This window comes from Pseudomonas sp. S10E 269 (assembly GCF_002798465.1).
In the GTDB taxonomy this organism is placed as follows: domain Bacteria; phylum Pseudomonadota; class Gammaproteobacteria; order Pseudomonadales; family Pseudomonadaceae; genus Aquipseudomonas; species Aquipseudomonas pergaminensis.
In genome coordinates this window covers 5,826,406-5,844,074 of record NZ_PHIJ01000001.1, presented here as the reverse complement: position 1 = coordinate 5,844,074, position 17,669 = coordinate 5,826,406, and the positions used below count along the sequence as shown (strand labels likewise).

Sequence of the window (17,669 nt, the reverse complement as noted above, 5' to 3'; positions counted from 1 at the left end):
CTGCTTACTGGGCGGTCGGGGCGCAGACCGGGGTGATCGGCTGGTCGTTGATGACCTTGTGGGCGAACGGTATCGAGTCCTTGAGCGACGCATTGACCGTGGCACTGTGGCCCAGGCCCTTGTACAGGTGGCCTTCGACCACGGAACCTGCGTTGCACGCGTCCTGCATCAACTTGACCTGGGTGGCGGCGGCGGGGGTGGTGTCATCGGCGCCGGTGCCGATGAAGATCGGCTTGGAGGTCTTCAGGGTCGGGTACGAAACCTGCGCCAACCAGGGTGCGAGCTGCTTGCCCTTATAGTCTTTCTTGGTGTTGGCGATGCTCAGGCCCAGGCCTTCGACGTCGCCTTCGAGGGCAAACAGGCAACTGGTGCGAGCCTGTTCGAAGATCGGCAGAGCCTTGTCGGTGTAGAAGTCCGCCGGGTTGATGCTCGGGTCGTATTGCTGGGCCGCGAGCAGGGTGTAGAAACCGTAGGCCAGGGTCGGGTCGACCTTGTTGCGCACCTCTTCGCTGGGGTTTTTCGCGTAGTCGAGGGTGTAGATCACGCCCGTGCCGATGCTGCCCTTGACGCCGAGGTCGGGGGCGTAGGTAGCGGCATAGGCAGCTGCCGCAAAGGCACCGGCACCGCCCTGGGACTGGCCGACGATCAGCACTTTGTCGGCCAGGCCGGGGACACCCGCGACCACGGCCTTGGCGGCATCGAGAATGCCGTAGGCGGCCATGCGGCTGTTCAGCAATGGGTGGCCGCCGGGGACACCAAGGCCTTGATAGTCGGTGGCAACCACCGCAAAGCCTTCTTCCAGCCAGCGATTGAGGTAAGCCACATCGCGGTAGGAACGGCCTTGCCAGGACGGCGCGCACACGTCCGCCACGCCGACGGTGCCATGGCCCCAGCTCGCCACCGGCCAACCCCCCGCAGGCGCCTTGCCCTTGGGCAGGAACAGCGCGCCGGAGACCACGATCGGCGTCTTGTTATCGATGCCATCGGTGGAGGTGTAGAGGATGCGTTGGGCGCTGGCGGCATTTGCCAGGCTCAGGGTCTTGTCCAGCGGCTCGCTGCGCAGCAGTTTGCCGGGTGTGGCCGGGATGGCTTTTTCCCAGGTGTAGAACGCCGAGACGCGGCCGTCACCTTGCAGCGGGTCGGGTTTCGGTGCATGCACATCGGCGGCAAAGACGCTCATGGACAAGGCCAGTACGCTGAGACCGAACGCGAAGGAGTGTGGCAGTTTCATCAATCATTTCCCTATCAAGGATTAGTGCTGACCTGGCCGCGCAGGGCCGGCCAGTAGTCGGTGAGTTTCAGGTCGATCAGGGCCTGGTTAGTGAAGCCGGTGGCCAGAGACGGGCCGATGTCGTAGGTATCGCGAATCAGGTGGTTGGCCAGGGCGTAGGCGGTCAGCGCCTGGTAGTGGGCCTTGAGTTGCGCATCGCTTTTTGGCGCCCAGCGTTCTTTCCAGGCCACTGGGTCGTTCTGGTCGTCGCGGCGCAGCACGCTTTCGGCGGTACCGGCGCGGGAGGACAGCTGGTAATAGGCATCCTGGTTCTGTGCTTGGGAAATCCACCAGGCGGCCTTGACCCAAGCGGTTGCGAGTAATTGAGTGATGTCCGGGTGCTGCTGGACGAAGGTGTCGGTGCCCCATAAATCGGAGACCAGGCGCCAGTCATTGCTGCCTTGCTTGGTCGACCAGATGATCTTGCCCACGCCTTTGTCTTCCAGGGCATAGGCTTCGCTGAGCAGCACGGCCGCATCGACCTTGCCGGCCGACACCGCCGCCGCGCCGACCTGCGGGTTGAGGTTGGCGATCTTGAAGTCGTCGAGCTTCAAGCCCTTGCTGGCCAGGAAGTTACTGAACGCAAACTCCCATGGTCGCCCCCGGTGCAGCGCCAGGCGCTTACCCTTGAGGTCTTCGATGGTCTTGGCGCTGGAACTTTCGGGCACCACCAGGTAGATGTTGTTGCCGCTGCCGCCGGGCACGATCAGCTTGCCCGGCACGCCACCGGCCCCGGCGATCACCGAGGGCAAGTCGCCGCGTACGGCGAAGTCCAGGCTGTTGTTGCTGAAACCTTCGTTGATCTGCGGACCGGCGCCGGCGTGGGGCAGGGCGATCCACTCAAGCTTTACGCCGCGCTCGCGCAATTGCGCTTCCAGCCATCCCTCTTCGATCACCCGCCCGGCGATGCCGCCGAATACCGGCTTGCCGCCTTGGGTAAAGGCGACGATGGCGATTTTTACCGAGGCCGGCTCAGCGTGGACCGTGCTGAATGCCAGCACCCCGAACAGCGCCGCGACGGTCTTGCGCCAAAGGTTTTTCATGGGCGTTCTCCCTACCTGAATGGACAACCCCCCTGTAGGAGCCGGCTTGCCGGCGATGAGACCGTTAAGCCTTGCAGCGCCTGAAAAAACGCTCTCGCCGGCAAGCCGGCTCCTACACGGGAATTGTGTTGGCAGGAAGAGAGCAGATTGCATGCCAGTCGCTGGGAAAATCGCTCTAGGCCGCATGCTGCAAGGGTTTCAGCGGTAGCTGCGCGGATGCCGCGTCACCCCGGCTGCTGATGTGCAAACACGCAAGTGCTGGCCGATTGCTGCTCCAGCAGCAGTCCATGGACGGGGTGTTGGTATATTCGATCAGGGAATATATAAATATTAATTAATAATTAAATGGTATAGAAAACTTCATGCACTATTGAGCACGCGCTTTTACTGCCAGGAATGCACCATGTCGCTGATCACCCATCCCAACGCCCGCGAATTGACCAAGTCGGTGCGTGCCACCGTGCTGGTCTTCAAGGACCCGCGCTCACAGGAATTACTCGCGCGCATCGAGCGCCTGGCGCCCAGTGAAGCCAACACCTTGATCATCGGCGAGACGGGCACCGGCAAGGAATTGGTCGCGCGGCATATCCACAATCTGAGCCGTCGTGGCCGTGAACCCTTTGTCGCAGTCAACTGCGGTGCGTTTGCCGAAACCCTGGTGGAAAGCGAACTGTTCGGCCATGAAAAGGGCGCGTTTACCGGCGCCACCACCCACAAGGCTGGTTGGTTCGAAGCGGCCAATGGCGGCACGTTGTTCCTTGATGAGATCGGTGATTTGCCGCTGAACATGCAGGTCAAATTGCTGCGCGTGCTGCAGGAACGTGAAGTGGTGCGCCTGGGTTCGCGCACGCCGATTCCGATCAACGTGCGGCTGGTGGCGGCCACCAACGTCAACCTGGCCGACGCGGTGGTGGCCGGGCATTTTCGTGAGGACTTGTTCTACCGTTTGCACGTCGCCACCATCCGCCTGCCACCGCTGCGTGAACGTCCGGGGGATATCCTGCCGCTGGCCGAGTTCTTCCTCGAAGAACACTGCCAACGCCTGGGCTACAACCGTGCGAGCCTGAGTCTGGAAGCCGAGCGCAAGATGCTCGAACACAGTTGGCCGGGCAACATCCGTGAGCTGGAAAACGCGATTCACCACGCCTTGCTGGTGTGCCGCAACCAGCGCGTGCAGCCGGCGGATTTGCACCTGGTGGACATGCGTTCCTCGGGCATTCGCCAGGACGAAGCCAACCACGCGCCGCCGGCCCTGAGCGGGCCCGTGGACCTGGAAAGCGCGCTCAATGCTCTGTTCGAGCAGAACATTCCCGACCTCTACGAACACATCGAAGAGACGATTTTTCGCGCGGCTTATCGCTACTGCCACGGCAATCAGCTGCAGACCGGCCGCTTGCTGAATATCAGCCGCAATATCGTGCGCGCGCGCCTGGAAAAAATCGGCGAACTGGGCAAGCCGGTGTTACTCGACGGCCAGTAATGCTAGGTTTTCGAACTTCCCTGACCGCTGGAGGGTTCGACGTTGATCCGACTTGCTGACTACATCGCCTATTTTTCCGATTCGGTGCTGGCGCCCTGGGCTGCGCTGACGCCCTGGGCACTGGCCACCCAGGCGCCTGCGGTCGTTCGCCAGTTGTTGGCTGAACTGCCCGCCGACGAGTACGTCATCCAGGATGAAATCGCCATACACCGTACTGCCACCGTGGAAGCAGGTGCGTTGCTCAAGCCGCCCCTGATCATCGGCGCGCATTGCTTTATCGCCAGCGGTTCGCTGTTGCGGGGCGGATGCTGGCTGGATGAGCATTGCATCATCGGCCCCGGTGGCGAATTGAAAACCTCCTTCATGTTCAGCGGCAGCAAGCTGGCGCACTTCAATTTTGTCGGTGATTCCGTGCTGGGGCACGGGATCAACCTGGAGGCGGGGAGCATCGTCGCCAACTACCGCAATGAGCGCGATGACAAGGAAGTGCGAGTGCGGGTCGACGGCACCTTGCAGCGCACCGGTTGCGACAAATTTGGCGCGTTGCTCGGTGACCAGTGCCGTATCGGCGCCAATGCGGTACTGGCGCCGGGGGCGGTGCTCAAGCCGGGGAGTGTGGTGGGACGCGGGCAGGTGTTTGATGGAGAAGCCTGCGTATAAACGCAATGTTGAAAAGGGCATGGTGTGTCGGCACGATATTAAATAGAATGAATCTCATTTGAGACTCACTCGCGCCGCGCAGGTCGCTAGCCATGAATGATGCTGTTGTTCCGACCCACGCCCCCGAACTCACGCTGTCGAGCCTGTATCGCGACCACCGTAGCTGGCTGGAGAGCTGGCTGCGTCGGCGCCTGGGCAATGCCTGGGATGCTGCGGACCTGAGCCAGGATACATTCTTGCGGGTGCTCGCCAGCGCCCAGCCGATCGCGCAGATGCAGGAGCCGCGCGCTTATCTGGTGACCGTCGGCAAGCGCCTGCTGGTGAATTTCCATCAGCGCCGTAGCCTTGAGCAGGCCTACCTGAATGCCTTGGCCAACCTGCCGGAAGCCTGCGTGCCGTCGCCCGAGCAGCGCTGGCTGGTGCTGGAAACCCTGCAAGCCCTGGACGAGTTGCTCGATGGCCTGCCGGTGCTGGTGCGCCGCGCGTTCCTGTGGAGCCAACTGGAAGGCCTGGGCTATCGGCAGATCGCCGAACGCCTGGACGTGTCCGAGCGCACGGTCAAACGCTACATGGCCCAGGCCTACGAGCATTGCCTGCTGGTGGACCTGTGAGTCGCGACGTTGCCCGTGCCGCCGCGCAGTGGCTGGCGCTGCTGGAGTCCGGCGCAGCCACCGAGCGCGATCACGCCGCGTTGCAGCACTGGCGCGACAGCCATCCCCAGCATGAACAGACCTGGCAAAAAGCCCAGACCTTGCGCCAGCGTTTCAGCGACTTGCCCCAGGCCCTGGCGATGGCCAGCCTCGACCGTCCGCAACCTGGGCGCCGCGCCGTGCTCAAGCGTGCCTTGGGTATCGCGGCACTGGTGCCGACCGCCTGGCTGGTCAGCCGTCAATTGCCCATCGAGGCATGGCGCGCCGACCTGCACACCGCCACCGGCGAGCGCAAACGCATGCCATTGGCCGACGGCGGTAGCCTGCAACTCAACACGGCGACAGCGGTGGATATGGACCTGGCGCAGCGGCGCATCACCCTGGTGGACGGTGAGTTGGCGCTGAATCTACCCGGTGGCACGGCCATGACCGTACAGACCCGCTATGGCGAGTTGAGCGTCAGCCAAGCCGAAGTGTGCGTACGCCAACAGGCCAGCGGCTGCCTGGTGTCGGTGCTCAAGGGCGCGGTCCAGGTGCGCGACCTGAACGGACACAGGGCAACGCTGCAGGGTGGGCAGCAAGCGCCGCTGAAAGCCGATGGCCTGGGTGCCTGGGCGCCGTTTGATGTATTGCAACTGGGCTGGCGCGACGGGGTGCTGACCGCGCAGAACCAGGCGCTGGGTGACTTCCTGCGGGAGCTGGAGCGTTATCGGCCGGGTGTGTTGCGTTGGGAGCCGAGCCTGGAAAGCCTGCGGGTTACCGGCAGTTTTCGCCTGGACGACACTGACCGCATCCTCAACCTGCTGGCCTCGACCCTAGGGCTGGAATTGCACGCACGCACGCGCTATTGGGTCACCCTCACACCGCGTAAATCCCTGACCTGATCCCCCCGCAGGAGCCCGGCTCGCCGGCGATGGCGTCCTCAAGATCGCCATCGCCGGCAAGCCGGGCTCCTACAAGGAGTGGGTCAGATAACGTGGGCGCGTTGCAGCTCGGTCAAGGACAGTGCCTTGAGCTGCGCCAGCAGCGGATCACGCCGGTCCCTGGGGTGGGGCAAATCCACCGCAAGCGCCTGGCGAATACTGCTCGGCCGGTTGTCCATCACCAGCACCCGGTCACTCAGGTACAGCGCCTCGTCCACATCATGGGTCACCAACAGCAGGGCGATGGCATGGTGTTCGGCCAATTGCAGCAGCAGGTCCTGCAGCTTCATGCGGGTAAAGGCATCCACCGCGCTGAAGGGTTCATCCAGCAGCAACACCTGCGGGCGTGAATACAGGCCCCGTGCGATGGCCACCCGTTGCGCCATGCCGCCGGACAACGCCTTGGGCAACGCCTGGGCAAACCCCTTGAGGCCGACTTCGTCGATCAGTTGCGTAACCCAGGCCTTGTCGTAGTGCTTGTCATCGCTGAAACCGATGTTCTGTTCCACCGTGAGCCAGGGCATCAGCCGGGGCTCCTGGAACACAAAGGCGACTTCGCCATCGGGGCTGCGCAGTTCGCCCTGGAAGTCTTTTTCCAGGCCGGCGACGATGCGCAGCAAGGTGCTTTTGCCACAACCACTGGGGCCCAGCAGGCTCACGGCTTCCCGAGGTTGCAGGGCCAGGCGCACGTCTTTCAGCACGGTGGTGCTGGCGAAGCTTTTGCGCGCGACGTGAATGTCCAACAGCGGTCGTGTGCTCATTGTGCTGCTCCCTGGAACGTGTCTCGCCAGGCCAGGCAGCGTTTCTCCAGCGCGGCGAGCAGGCCATCACTGACTTTGCCCAGCAGCGCCAACACGATGATCGCCGCCAGCACGATGTCCGGCCGTGAAGTTTCACGCCCATCGCTGAGCAAGTAACCCAGGCCCTTGGTGGCCGCGATCAACTCCGCCGCCACCAGAAACATCCACGCCAGGCTCAAGCCGCTGCGCAACCCGGTAAACAGGCCGGGCAGGGCGGCCGGCAACAGGATGCGCCGCACCAGGCGCCAGCGACTGAAGCCGTACATTTGCCCGACTTCCACCAGCTTGCGGTCGATATCACGAATGGCGGCGACACCATTGAGGTACACCGGGAAAAACGCGCCGATGGCAATCAGCACGATCTTCGACGTCTCGTCGATGCCCAGCCACAGCAGCAACAGCGGCACCCAGGCCAGGCTCGGAATCGAGCGCAGCCCGGCGAAGGTCGGTTCCAGATAGGCTTCGGCCTCACGGCTCAAGCCGACCCAGGCAGCAAATACCAACGCCAGGCTGGCGCCGATGGCGAAGCCCAGCAGCACGCGGCCGAGACTGGCACTGATGTGTTTCCACAACGCCCCTTCAGCGAGATCCGTGAGGGTCACGGCGATCTCACTGGGCGCCGGCATCTGGTACGACGGCAGCCAGCCCACCCGAACCACCACCTCCAGCACCAGCAGGATCAGCACCGGCAACACCAGGCCTTTGAGCCGCCTCGGCCAGGCACTGCGGTTGATCGTCACGGGTGTTGCCAGGGGCAATGCTTGGGTTTTGCTGGTCATCACGCGCTCCTTAGTGGCCGAACGAGGTGTCGATCAACTGGTCGATCACCTGGTCCACATTCACGCCTTTGCGCACTAACTCTTCGGACACCAGGATCGGTGCCGCCGCTTTGGACGACACTACATCCTTGCTGCTCAAGAACGGTGTGCTCAGGTCGGTACGCGAGAGTTGCAGCTTGGCCACTTCCAGCGGCAGGCCAGACTCGTCGGCCAGCAGCTTGGCGAATTCATCCGGGTGTTTCACCGCCCAGTCCCGGGCTTTTTCATACGCGCCCAGCACTTTGGTGATGGTCTGCGGGTGCGCTTTGGCGAACTTCTCGGTGACGCTGACCACGCCGTAGCTGTTGAAATCCTTGTTGCGGTACAGCAGGCGCGAACCGGCCTGGATTTCGCTGGCGGCCATGTGCGGGTCGAGGCCGGCCCAGGCGTCTACGTCACCTTTCTCCAGGGCAGTGCGGCCATCCGGGTGTTGCAGGTGCACCAGTTCCACATCGTCCTTTTTCAGCCCGGCCTTTTGCAGGCTGCGCAGGGTGAACAGGTAAGGGTCGGTGCCTTTGGTGGCGGCGATCTTCTTGCCTTTCAGGTCGGTGACGCTCTTGAATGGCGAATCCTTGCGCACCACCAGGGCGGTCCATTCGGCGCGGCTGTAGACATACACCGACTTGATCGGGCTGCCATTGGCGCGGCTCAGTACGGCGGAGAGGCTGGCGGACGAGGCAAAATCCACACCGCCACTGTTGAGGTATTCCAGGGAACGGTTGCTGCCCTGGCTCAATACCCAGCCCACCTTGGATTGCGGCAAGGCTTGTTCCAGCCAGCCGAAATGCTTGAGCACCAAGCTGACGGGCGAGTAGTAGGCATAGTCCAGATTGACTTCGGCGGGATCGGTTTCGGCGGCATGGGCCAAGGGTTGCAGGCACAGGGCGAGCGCGCAGGCGCCGAGTAAGCGTTGGGTGAAGGGTTTCATGGAACAGCTCCGGCAAGGCGTTGAGAGAAGGTTTTTCTTATATTCAGAAAAATGAATCGGCATGTTCCATCATGCTTTTCAGGAATATGCAGTCTCTGTGCCATCTCTATCGGACGCGTGTTTGCTGGGCTTGCGGAGGATAAGGCTGTAGCGGGAACGGGCAAACTGTTGATCAACTGTCGGTGGTGCAACAGCTTGCATATATCTGTATCGAATAAATAAAGAGTTATATATTCCTTTTAATGTCTTCGTCGATGGCGCATTTTGAGGGCCTGCGCATTCGTGCGGATTGACCCAACAGCCAAAAGGAAAGCCGACATGACCATTAAAGCGATCAACGTGCGCAACCAGTTCAAGGGCGTGATCAAGGAGATCCTTCTGGGGGAAGTGGTGTCGGAAATCGACGTACAGACCGCGTCCGGCATCGTTACTTCGGTGATCACCACCCGCTCGGTGCGTGACCTGGAATTGAAAGTGGGCAGTGAAGTGATTGCCTTTGTGAAGTCCACCGAAGTGTCCATCGCCAAGCTGTGAACCCAATCCCAATGTGGGAGCGGGCTTGCTCGCGAATGCGGAGTGTCAGTCGATACATTCATCACTGATATGGCGCTTTCGCGAGCAAGCCCGCTCCCACATTTTGCTTTGCGTACACTCAGGCGATTTTCGGGCCTGAACCTCCGGGTGGATGGGGCTGCGGTCTTTCCGGCGGGGCATCGCTGGGCAGGTTCTTGGGTTTCTCGTTCGGATCCTTGTAGTCCTTGTGCAAGCCCCCATCCAGGCGATTGCTCGACGAGCCGCCTTTTTGCGGCGTTTCGTCAAAGTGTTCCCACTCCGATTGCTGGAAGCGGAAGATGCTGTCATCGGTCGGCGCGTCACGGCCACCGTAATGGTGGATCTCGTAGTGGGCGTATTCGACCTTGTCGGCCCAGTTGTCCTGCAACAGACCGTCGCCCGCCAGGTCGCGGTACCAGTCGTTTTCCTTCTCGGTGGCCTTCTGCTTTTTGTTGTGGTCGACAAAGTAGCCGATGATCCCGCCCACCACCGCCAGCACCACGCCCACCAGGAACAACGGCCCGGTGAGTGCCGCCGCCGTGCCCGCGCCAAACAGCGCTGCCGCCCCCAGCACCCCGGCAGAGGCGCCGAACGCGCCGCCGGCCACTTGCAGGCCACCGGCCGCCTGAGCCAAGGGGTCCTTGTCTTTCACGCCGCTCTTGATCGCCAGCGCACCCAACACGATGTCGGCAAAACCCCCGGCAATGTCCGTGGCCGGGCCGAGCACCTTGATCACGGAACCGGCGATCTTCGCCGATTTGGACGCGCCCAGCTTGGCCGCACCCGCAGCAGCGAGGCCGTCATCCAGGTGCGTGGCCAAGCCTTCGGTGGCCTCAGTGACGGCCTTGTCGCCGTCGCCGAACAGCGTTGAGATGCCGTCATATTGGCTGTCCGGCACGGCGTCGAGCGCGGTGGCGATCTTGGATTTGACTTCAGACGGCAATTCACTGACGCGGAACTCGAAATTCGGCTCCTGCATGCCGGTCTTGCCCCAGATTTCCGGCAGGGTCTTGTCCAGCCCAAGGAAGTCCACCAGGCCGCCTTTGCCCAGGCTCTCGCCAATTTTGTCGCCCAGGCGCACGAAGTGGCTGGAGCCGCCGGCAAAACTCAGGAAGTCCTTGGCAATGGTCATGCGCTGGGCTGGCGTTTCACCGAGCTTGCCGCCTTTGCCGACCAACTGGTAAATCCCGGAAAACAGGCTTACACCGGCCCCCAGCGAGCCGAGGATGCCCTTGCTGTTGAGGGTGTTGAACACCTCGCCGAGCATGCCGCGATCCGCCACGGGAATGTAGGGTTTGCTCAACGCGGTTTTCAGGTCGGTTTCACTGATCACGCCGTTTTTCTTGTACACGTCGCCCAGCTCTTCAAGGGCCTTGGTGACGGCGGCGGATTTTTCCTTGCCTTGCAGGCCTTCGTTGAGGAATTTTTCCAGGGTTTCCTGAGTGCGACGCGGCAAGTCCAGGACGTTGCCCTTGAGCACGCCTTTGAGCAGGCCGAACAAGTCCTTGGTGGCCAACTCCTTGTTCTCGTCGGAGATCTTGCTCGGGTCCGCCAGGATCGCATTGAGGTCAGTGGTCAGGCCGTCGGCCTGGATATTCTGCGCCGCCTTGCTCGCCGCCTCCGGGTCGAACAGCTGCAAGGAGGTGAGGGTGTCGCTCAGGTCTTTCTGCGCCTCGTAGGTCTTGCCCTGGCTCTGCAGGTCCTTGAGGTACAGCACGTATTCCGGGTTGGAGGTGAGGTCCAGCAGCTTCTGCTTGATCTCGTCCTTGTTCGGCAGTTTGTTGATCGCCTCGTCCATCTTCGACTTGTAGTCGGCCTGCACGGTAGGGTCGTTGAACAGTTCACCGATCTGCTTTTGCACGGCCTTGCCGTCGATGATGTCGTGCATGTCGGCCGAGGTCAGCTCGGTCTGCTTGTCATCGAACTCACGCCAGGTGGTGTTGAACGGGCGCTTGGCTTCCTCGTAGCCGGTGATGCCATGGCCGTTCTGGTAGGCGGCTTGGGCTTCGAGGGCACGTACCAGCTTGGCTCGTGGGTCGTCCTTGGGAATCGAGCCGTCCTTCACGCCCGCACGGTAGGTGTCGATCAATTGGGTGGTGGCCAGTTCGCTGACGCTGAGGGTCGGCGACTTGTCATCCTTTTCATCGGCGTGCACGCCGGTGTCCATGTTCAGCACATCCAGCTCATCGGCCTTGGGCAGGTTGTGCTTGGCGCGGGTGTCGTCCACCGAACTGGCGCTGGAAGCTTCCCACTTGGCGGCCACATCGTCGTAGAGCTGCGGGCTGAGTTCCTTGGAGACGATCACCTTGCCTTCGCTGGTTTCGTAGCGAATCAGGCCATCGCCCAGCTCATCCGGGGAGCCGAAGGTGATGTCGGTGTTCTTCAGGAAGTCGTTCGGCCCGGCCAGCTTGTAGCCTTCGCCCTCGCTGGTGTGGATTTTTGCCCAGGTTTCGTTGGCGGTGGCGACGCGTTTGAACAGCTCGGGGCTGACGTCGGACGACACCACCACCTTGGTGCCGTCATGCAGTTCGTAGGTGAGGATGTGGTCTTTCTGGTCGTTGTTCCAACTGAAGTTCTTGTAGTCGTTCAGGCCCGGCACCGGCGTGTTGGCATCCGCCAGCACCGCGCCGTTATTGAGTTCGCCTTCCACCACGGCTTTCTTGCCGGGGTCGGTATAGACTGCATGCAGGCCCGCCAGGTAGTCGAATAGCTTGGGGTTGTCATCGCGGGCCACGACCATCTTCTGGCCGTTGCTTTCAAAGCGGATCAAGCCTGGGCCGACTTCATCGACAGGGCCAACGGCGGTGCCGCCGTAGGGTGGCCACACCTCATTGTCACTGGCGCGCTTGTAGCCGGCGTCTTCACTGGTCGCCAGGCCGGTGAAGCTTTCATAGGCTTCCTTGGCCTTCTGGAACGCCTCGGGGTTGTCGCGCTGGCTGATAACGACCTTGGTGCCGTCCTGGGTTTCGTAGCGGATCACGCCCGGGCCGGTTTCATCCGGTGGGCCGAGGGATTTGTAATCGGCGAGTTTCGCCGGCGCGCTGCCGTCGGCACCGAGGCTCTGGTAGCCAGCGTTCTGGCTGGCGACCACGCCGGAGAGCGACTTGAAGTCCTGGCTGACCTGCTTGAACAGCTCGGGGCTGTCCTGCTCGCTGACGATGACTTTCTTGCCGTCCTGGGTCTCATAGCGAATCAACCCGGGGCCGACCTCATCGGGTGGGCCGATGGCCTTGTAGTCAGCCAGGGCAGGGGGTGCGGCGGCATCCTTGGCGGCCAGTTCATAGCCGTCCTTTTTGCTCGCATCCAGCCCGGACGGCGTCTTGTCGTGGGCCTCGACCTTTTTGTTATTGGCGCTGTTCTTGAGCAGCACGTGAAACGGCGCGCCGGACTTGGGTGGCGTGCGGGGAAGGGCTTTGGGGTCGGACGAGCGATCGAGGGGCTGGGTCGTCATGCCATGGAACTCCTGCTGTTGCCGATTGCGGCGGTCGGCAAAAACAGTAACAGCAGGGGTTCGGCGCTCGTTGCGAAAAGTTGTGAATTAGGCCTGGCGGTGGCGCAGGGCGCGCTCCATGCGCTGCAGACCTTCTTCCAGCATCGCCCGTGGGCAGCCGAAGTTCAGGCGCACGAACTGTTGGCTGTCGTCGCCGAATTCGATACCCGCGCTCAAGCCGACCTTGGCCTGTTCGAGGAAAAACTGCTGCGGGTCATCCAGGCCCAGGGCGCTGCAGTCGAGCCAAGCCAGGTAGGTGCCTTGCGGCGCTTGCATGACCACGCCGGGCAGGCGGGTTTGCACGGCGTCGAGCAGGTAGTCGCGGTTGGCTTGCAGGTACTGCACCAGTGCATCGAGCCAGTCAGTGCATTCGCTGTAGGCGGCGCGGGTGGCTTCCAGGCCCAGGGGGCTGACGCTGTCGACCATGCCGCACCGGGCCTGGTTGAAGCGCTCGCGGATCTCGGCGTTCTGCACCACGGCGAAGCAGGTCTTCAGGCCGGCGACGTTATAGGCCTTGCTCGCCGACATCAGCGTGATGGTGCGCTGGGCGATCTCGGGGCTGAGACTGGCGGTGGGGATATGGCGGCGGCCGTCGAAGCACAGTTCGGCGTGGATTTCATCGGAGATGATCAACGCACCGTGTTCCAGGCAGGCATTGGCCACGGCCAGCAGTTCTTCGCGGGGGAAGACTTTGCCCACGGGGTTGTGCGGGTTGCTCAGCAGCAGCGCGCCGGCGCCGTTCAGTGCCTGGCGCAGGGCCGGCATCGGCGTGACGTACTCACCGTTGAGCGGCTCGAAGGGCACCTCGATGCGCGGCAGGTTCCAGTGTGCCGGCGCCAGGCGGATTGGCCGGTAGTTAGGGGTTTGCAACACCACCGCCTGGCCCGGCTGCACAAATGCGTGCAGCGCCATGTTGAAGCCCGGTTCTACGCCCGGCAGGAACAGCAACTCTTCCGGCTGCACGCGCCAGGCGTACTTGTTCCACAGGTCGGCAATGATCGCCTCGCGCACATCCGGCCCCGCGACGCTGTAGCCCAGCACCTGTTGGTCGAGGCGTGCGTGCAGGGCCTTCAGCACGGCGGGTGGGGCGGCGATGTCCATGTCGGCGATCCACATCGGCAAAACGTCTTGCGGGTAGCGGTTCCACTTGGTGCTGCCGGTGCCGAGGCGGGGGTGGATCGTGTCGAAATCAAAGCTCATGGGGGGCTCGTATCAGGGCGTCAGGCGCAGGAATGGCGCTGATTCTAGCGCCATTATTTTTATAGGCCAGAGCTGATTGCCACCGACAGTTGCCGATGGGCCTGTTCCAGGGCGCGGTTGACGGCTTCCTCGCCCCGCACCATGGCTGGCAGGTACACGAAATCTACCGAATGGATGCCCACTGTCGCCAGGATGGCGGTCAGGTAGGGCGTGAGAAAGTCCGGCTCATGGCCCTTGCGGGCGTTACCCGAACTGACCAGCACAAAGGTGCGTCGATCCTGCAGCAAGCCGACTTTGGCAAACTGCGCATTCACCGTGAAACTGCGCTGGATGCGCACCACATGGTCGATCCAGGCCTTGAGCGCCGCCGGCACGGTGAAATTATGCACCGGGGTGCACAGGATCAGCAGGTCGCAGGCTTCCAACTCCACGATCAACTGTTCCGAGAGAGCCGTGGCGCTGCTGGTGATTGCGCCGGGGGTGGTCAGCGCGTTGGCATATTCACGGGTCAAGGGCGGCAGTGCCTGGGCGCCGTAGTCACGCTCGGTCACCTCGGCGTCGGGGACCAGGTCGCGCAACAAGGCGCGGGCCAGTTTGAAGGTTTGCGCGGCTTTGCCGTGGGGGCTGAAACTGAGGAGCAGGGCGCGGGTCATTGGCTCAGGTCCTGGGAAAAGTGCATGCCCAGGGGCAGCAGGCCCTGGCGGAAATAGAAGCGCTGGGCCAGGGACATGTGCATGCCGGTGTCCAGCACCAGCCAGCGATAGCCGCGGGTGCGGGTTTCTTCGCGTACGCGGTCGAGCAGTTGTTCGCCCAGGCGGCGACGTTGTTGTGTGGCGTCTATTACCAGGTCATCCACGTAGATGAAGCGGCCATACAGGGTGTTTTCGGTTAGCCGATAGCCGGCCAGGCCTATTACCTTGCCGTGCTCTTTTGCTGCGAGCAGGTGATAGCCGTTTTGCCGTTGGCGCTGGATTTGTGCGGCGAACGTGGGGGCGTCGGTGAGGTGGGGGCGCAGTTGGTGCATTACTGGGAAGCTGGCGATGAGGTCGGCGTCGGATTCCAGGTGGGCGAATTCGGTGTGGTCATTCATGGTGGGGGCTTTGTGTGGTGAGGGATATGCCATTGTTGTGGGTATGGCTGAGGTGGGACAGGGGCATGATTGGACATGTGGGTTGGGGCATATCCGTTATTTAGGTAACGGCTGGTATTGGTTCCGCCCTTACGGCGGGTCACTTTTGAAAAGAGCCCAAAAGTAACCAAAAGGCTCTTGCCCCAACACTCGGCACCTCGCCTAGGCTCGGTGTGCCCTCACTCCGGCTTGAATCCGTGGGCCGCCGTCATGTGCCATCCTTGGCCCAGGACGGCTAACCCGGCGTCCTGCCGGGTTACCCACGGATTCAAGCCTGCGTTCGGCCAGCGTGTTTAACGGGGCGCCTCAGATCAAGATCAAGATCAAGAGCGACTCGCTTCGCATCGTGGATACGCGGTCCACTGTAGGAGCCGGCTTGCCGGCGAAAAACGTGATACCGCCGCGTTTATCCAGATGTCCCCGCATTATCGTTAACGACCATCGCCGGCAAGCCGGCTCCTACAGGACCGCGTTTGCCTTTGCTCTACACCACTCAAGCCGGCTGTCAGGCCGCTGTGCTCTTGCTTTTTGATTTTGATCTTAGGCGCCCCGTCAAACACGCTGGCCGGAATTCGACAGGGATTTGGGGGGTAAACCGGCAGGGATGCCGGTTTAGCCGCCCCGCGCCATGGATGGCGCGTGGCGGCGGCCCCCCAAATCTCTGTCGGATTACGGGCATACCGAGCCTAGGCGAGGTACCGAGTGTTGGGGCAAGAGCCCTTTGGTTACTTTGGGGCTTTTCCAAAGTGACCCGCCGTAAGGGCGGAACCCATATCAGCCATCACCCAAATAACGGATATGCCCCCAATCACAACCCCTGACTCCCCCGAATCAAATCATAAGCCTTACGCGCAATCGGATTCGCCGTATTCGGCCGAATCCAAAGGTAATACGTCACCTCCGGCAACCGCGGCAACCCATCCGTCTCCCCCAGCACCCGCATATCCGGCCCCAACATCTCCATACTCCGCGGCGTCACCCCCAACCCCGCGCGCGTGGCGGCCTTGATACCGATGAGGTTCGAAGCCAGATACGCCTGCCGCCAAGGAATATTCGCCCGCTCCAACGCCTCCAACGCATAACGCCGATAAATGCTCGGCTCATCCACCAGAATCAACGGCAACGGCTCACTCGCCTGGTGAATGTACTGCGCAGAACAAATCCACCACACCGGCGACGTGCGCAACGCAAACCCCTCAAGGTTCGGATCAGACCGCGTAGAAATCACCATATCCACCTTGCCCCGATGCAAGTCATCCATCAAAAACGGACTGCGCCCCACATCAATCTCCAACCGCAAACGCGGCGCCGAGCGGGCGATGTGACTGAGGATCGGCGGCAATATCGTGTCAGCAATATCGTGCGGTGAGCCAATGCGCAACACACCACTCAAGCTGCTCTCACGCAGCGAATTCAACGCATCGTCATTCAACGAAAGCATCTGCCGTGCATGGCGCAGCAACTGCAAGCCAGGCTCGGTCAGTTGCTTCTGCCGGCCACGTTTCTCGAACAGACTGACCCCCACTTGCTGCTCCAGACGCTGCATATGCTGGGTCACGGACGATTGGGTGCGCGCCAGGTGCATGCCGGCGCCGGCGAAGCTGTGGTGGTCGACCACGGCAATGAAGGTACGCAGCAGTTCAAGGTCAAGGGTCGACATGGCCGGCTCCAGAGGCGGTTTTTATATCAAGGGCGTGAAGTTAAACATTACAGATATTTATGTATTGGTGAAGCGTAATTTTATAGAGCCCAACAAAACATGGTTTATGCCGTAAATGAAGGTCGTGCGTATACGGCAAGTTATAACGATATGAGATATTTGCATTTCCGTTGCCCCCGCACTCTCCCTAGCATGCCCCTCCATCAGGTCGGGGTACGCCGATCACTTGCCAGGGGGAAGTCCAATGAAGTTGAACAAATGGTTGCCGGTGGCCCTCGGGTCGATCATCGCGTTGGGCGGCAGCGTGGCGGCGCAGGCCGACGCGACCCTGGACAAGATCGAACAGCGCCACGTGCTGGTGGTCGGCGTGTTGTTGTCTGGCGGGCCATTCGGTAGCATCGATCCGGCCACGCAAAAGCCCAAGGGCCTGAACGTCGACCTGGCCAACGAGCTGGGCCGTCAACTCAAGGCTGAGGTGCAACTGGTGCCGGTACTGCCCGCCAACCGTGTGCAGTTCCTGCAGCAGGGCAAGGTCGACCTGTTGATCGCCAATATGGAATGGACCGCCGAGCGCGGTGAGATCCTCGGCTTTGTGCCGACCCCGTTCTACCGCATCGGCGGCGCCGCTGCGGTGCTCAAGGACAGCAAGATCGCCCGCTGGGAAGACCTCAAGGATCAACCCGTGTGCACCTCCCAGGGCAGCAGCTACGTGAAGCCGCTGACCGAGTTCGGTGCACAACTCAAGGCGTTCAAGAGCTCTTCGGAATCGCTGCTGGCCCTGCGTGGCAACAACTGCGTGGCGGCGGTGCATGACTCTACCCTGATCAATCCGCTGATCAACGACAGCGCCGAGTGGAAGGACTACCGCGTGATCGGCCCGGAACTCAACCCGGCGCCTTCGGTGATCTGGACCCGTCGCGGTGAAAGCGACACCCAGGCCAAACTCGATCCGATCGTCAAGGAACTGCACCGCAGCGGCTGGCTGATCGACGCCCAGACCCGCAACCGTATCAGCCCGGCATCGCCTGCGCTGGTGGAATTGCAGCAACAGTTCAAGGGCGCCTGA

At 61.9% G+C, this 17,669-nt stretch carries 16 protein-coding genes; 6 read left to right on the top strand and 10 right to left on the bottom strand.

Translation table 11 applies throughout. The features are described from left to right. Positions 1 to 4 precede the first annotated feature (4 nt). Both CWC48_RS27180 and CWC48_RS27175 read right to left on the bottom strand, forming a co-directional pair. Positions 5 to 1,231: a S9 family peptidase gene (locus CWC48_RS27180; RefSeq protein WP_100490854.1), complete on the bottom strand. Its 1,227-nt coding sequence runs from the start codon at positions 1,229 to 1,231 to the stop codon at positions 5 to 7. Positions 1,232 to 1,245: 14 nt separating this feature from the next. After that, positions 1,246 to 2,313, bottom strand: coding sequence for an ABC transporter substrate-binding protein (locus CWC48_RS27175; protein WP_078048262.1), 1,068 nt, complete (start codon positions 2,311 to 2,313; stop codon positions 1,246 to 1,248). A 403-nt stretch (positions 2,314 to 2,716) separates the two neighbouring features. Between CWC48_RS27175 and CWC48_RS27165 the strand changes: the two genes are divergently transcribed. The 4 genes from CWC48_RS27165 to CWC48_RS27150 all read left to right on the top strand — a co-directional run bounded on the left by CWC48_RS27165 (position 2,717) and on the right by CWC48_RS27150 (position 5,987). Then, on the top strand, positions 2,717 to 3,793 hold the full coding sequence (locus CWC48_RS27165; RefSeq protein ID WP_078048263.1) for a sigma-54-dependent Fis family transcriptional regulator: 1,077 nt from the start codon (positions 2,717 to 2,719) through the stop codon (positions 3,791 to 3,793). A gap of 42 nt (positions 3,794 to 3,835) precedes the next feature. After that, entirely contained in the window at positions 3,836 to 4,453 is a 618-nt protein-coding gene (locus tag CWC48_RS27160) for an LpxA family transferase (RefSeq protein ID WP_100490853.1), read from the top strand. Positions 4,454 to 4,545: 92 nt separating this feature from the next. Next, entirely contained in the window at positions 4,546 to 5,064 is a 519-nt protein-coding gene (locus tag CWC48_RS27155; protein ID WP_078048265.1) for a sigma-70 family RNA polymerase sigma factor, read from the top strand. Further along, complete coding sequence (locus CWC48_RS27150; RefSeq protein WP_078048266.1) at positions 5,061 to 5,987, top strand: FecR domain-containing protein; 927 nt, start codon at positions 5,061 to 5,063, stop codon at positions 5,985 to 5,987. Before CWC48_RS27155 ends, CWC48_RS27150 begins: the two co-directional genes overlap by 4 nt. Positions 5,988 to 6,070: 83 nt before the next feature. On the opposite strand, the gene CWC48_RS27145 is transcribed toward CWC48_RS27150, so the two are convergent. The 3 genes from CWC48_RS27145 to CWC48_RS27135 are packed head-to-tail and all read right to left on the bottom strand — an operon-like array spanning position 6,071 to position 8,572. Continuing rightward, positions 6,071 to 6,787, bottom strand: a complete 717-nt coding sequence (locus CWC48_RS27145; RefSeq protein ID WP_078048267.1) for an ABC transporter ATP-binding protein — start codon at positions 6,785 to 6,787, stop codon at positions 6,071 to 6,073. After that, positions 6,784 to 7,605 (bottom strand): ABC transporter permease, encoded by an 822-nt coding sequence (locus CWC48_RS27140; RefSeq protein ID WP_078048268.1) that lies wholly within the window; start codon positions 7,603 to 7,605, stop codon positions 6,784 to 6,786. The genes CWC48_RS27145 and CWC48_RS27140 overlap by 4 nt, the downstream gene beginning before the upstream one ends. A gap of 10 nt (positions 7,606 to 7,615) precedes the next feature. Further along, positions 7,616 to 8,572, bottom strand: coding sequence for an aliphatic sulfonate ABC transporter substrate-binding protein (locus CWC48_RS27135; protein ID WP_078048269.1), 957 nt, complete (start codon positions 8,570 to 8,572; stop codon positions 7,616 to 7,618). Positions 8,573 to 8,890: 318 nt separating this feature from the next. On the opposite strand from CWC48_RS27135, the gene CWC48_RS27130 reads away from it, so the two are divergent. Then, the gene (locus tag CWC48_RS27130) at positions 8,891 to 9,106 is read left to right on the top strand and encodes a molybdopterin-binding protein (protein ID WP_003173733.1); all 216 of its coding nucleotides are present in this window, start codon (positions 8,891 to 8,893) and stop codon (positions 9,104 to 9,106) included. Between the two features lie 118 nt (positions 9,107 to 9,224). On the opposite strand, the gene CWC48_RS27125 is transcribed toward CWC48_RS27130, so the two are convergent. From CWC48_RS27125 to CWC48_RS27105, 5 genes are all read right to left on the bottom strand, one after another. Then, positions 9,225 to 12,575, bottom strand: coding sequence for a hypothetical protein (locus CWC48_RS27125; RefSeq protein ID WP_100490852.1), 3,351 nt, complete (start codon positions 12,573 to 12,575; stop codon positions 9,225 to 9,227). 87 nt (positions 12,576 to 12,662) lie between these two features. Next, positions 12,663 to 13,814 (bottom strand): MalY/PatB family protein, encoded by a 1,152-nt coding sequence (locus tag CWC48_RS27120; RefSeq protein ID WP_100490851.1) that lies wholly within the window; start codon positions 13,812 to 13,814, stop codon positions 12,663 to 12,665. Between the two features lie 59 nt (positions 13,815 to 13,873). Then, entirely contained in the window at positions 13,874 to 14,467 is a 594-nt protein-coding gene (locus CWC48_RS27115) for an FMN-dependent NADH-azoreductase (RefSeq protein ID WP_100490850.1), read from the bottom strand. Beyond that, positions 14,464 to 14,904 carry a GNAT family N-acetyltransferase gene (locus tag CWC48_RS27110; protein WP_100490849.1) on the bottom strand — a complete coding sequence of 147 codons (441 nt, stop codon included), beginning with the start codon at positions 14,902 to 14,904 and terminating at the stop codon, positions 14,464 to 14,466. The genes CWC48_RS27115 and CWC48_RS27110 overlap by 4 nt, the downstream gene beginning before the upstream one ends. Before the next feature lie 847 nt (positions 14,905 to 15,751). Continuing rightward, on the bottom strand, positions 15,752 to 16,603 hold the full coding sequence (locus CWC48_RS27105; RefSeq protein ID WP_100490848.1) for a LysR substrate-binding domain-containing protein: 852 nt from the start codon (positions 16,601 to 16,603) through the stop codon (positions 15,752 to 15,754). A 244-nt stretch (positions 16,604 to 16,847) separates the two neighbouring features. On the opposite strand from CWC48_RS27105, the gene CWC48_RS27100 reads away from it, so the two are divergent. Next, complete coding sequence (locus tag CWC48_RS27100; RefSeq protein ID WP_100490847.1) at positions 16,848 to 17,669, top strand: transporter substrate-binding domain-containing protein; 822 nt, start codon at positions 16,848 to 16,850, stop codon at positions 17,667 to 17,669.

Bases quoted from the DNA above. Each gene is read 5' to 3' on its own strand.
- CWC48_RS27165 (WP_078048263.1), top strand. From the start codon at position 2,717: ATGTCGCTGATCACCCATCCCAACGCCCGCGAATTGACCAAGTCGGTG.
- CWC48_RS27175 (WP_078048262.1), bottom strand. From the start codon at position 2,313: ATGAAAAACCTTTGGCGCAAGACCGTCGCGGCGCTGTTCGGGGTGCTG.
- CWC48_RS27115 (WP_100490850.1), bottom strand. From the start codon at position 14,467: ATGACCCGCGCCCTGCTCCTCAGTTTCAGCCCCCACGGCAAAGCCGCG.
- CWC48_RS27135 (WP_078048269.1), bottom strand. From the start codon at position 8,572: ATGAAACCCTTCACCCAACGCTTACTCGGCGCCTGCGCGCTCGCCCTG.
- CWC48_RS27180 (WP_100490854.1), bottom strand. From the start codon at position 1,231: ATGAAACTGCCACACTCCTTCGCGTTCGGTCTCAGCGTACTGGCCTTG.
- CWC48_RS27130 (WP_003173733.1), top strand. From the start codon at position 8,891: ATGACCATTAAAGCGATCAACGTGCGCAACCAGTTCAAGGGCGTGATC.
- CWC48_RS27145 (WP_078048267.1), bottom strand. From the start codon at position 6,787: ATGAGCACACGACCGCTGTTGGACATTCACGTCGCGCGCAAAAGCTTC.
- CWC48_RS27110 (WP_100490849.1), bottom strand. From the start codon at position 14,904: ATGAATGACCACACCGAATTCGCCCACCTGGAATCCGACGCCGACCTC.
- CWC48_RS27155 (WP_078048265.1), top strand. From the start codon at position 4,546: ATGAATGATGCTGTTGTTCCGACCCACGCCCCCGAACTCACGCTGTCG.
- CWC48_RS27105 (WP_100490848.1), bottom strand. From the start codon at position 16,603: ATGTCGACCCTTGACCTTGAACTGCTGCGTACCTTCATTGCCGTGGTC.
- CWC48_RS27120 (WP_100490851.1), bottom strand. From the start codon at position 13,814: ATGAGCTTTGATTTCGACACGATCCACCCCCGCCTCGGCACCGGCAGC.
- CWC48_RS27125 (WP_100490852.1), bottom strand. From the start codon at position 12,575: ATGACGACCCAGCCCCTCGATCGCTCGTCCGACCCCAAAGCCCTTCCC.
- CWC48_RS27140 (WP_078048268.1), bottom strand. From the start codon at position 7,605: ATGACCAGCAAAACCCAAGCATTGCCCCTGGCAACACCCGTGACGATC.
- CWC48_RS27100 (WP_100490847.1), top strand. From the start codon at position 16,848: ATGAAGTTGAACAAATGGTTGCCGGTGGCCCTCGGGTCGATCATCGCG.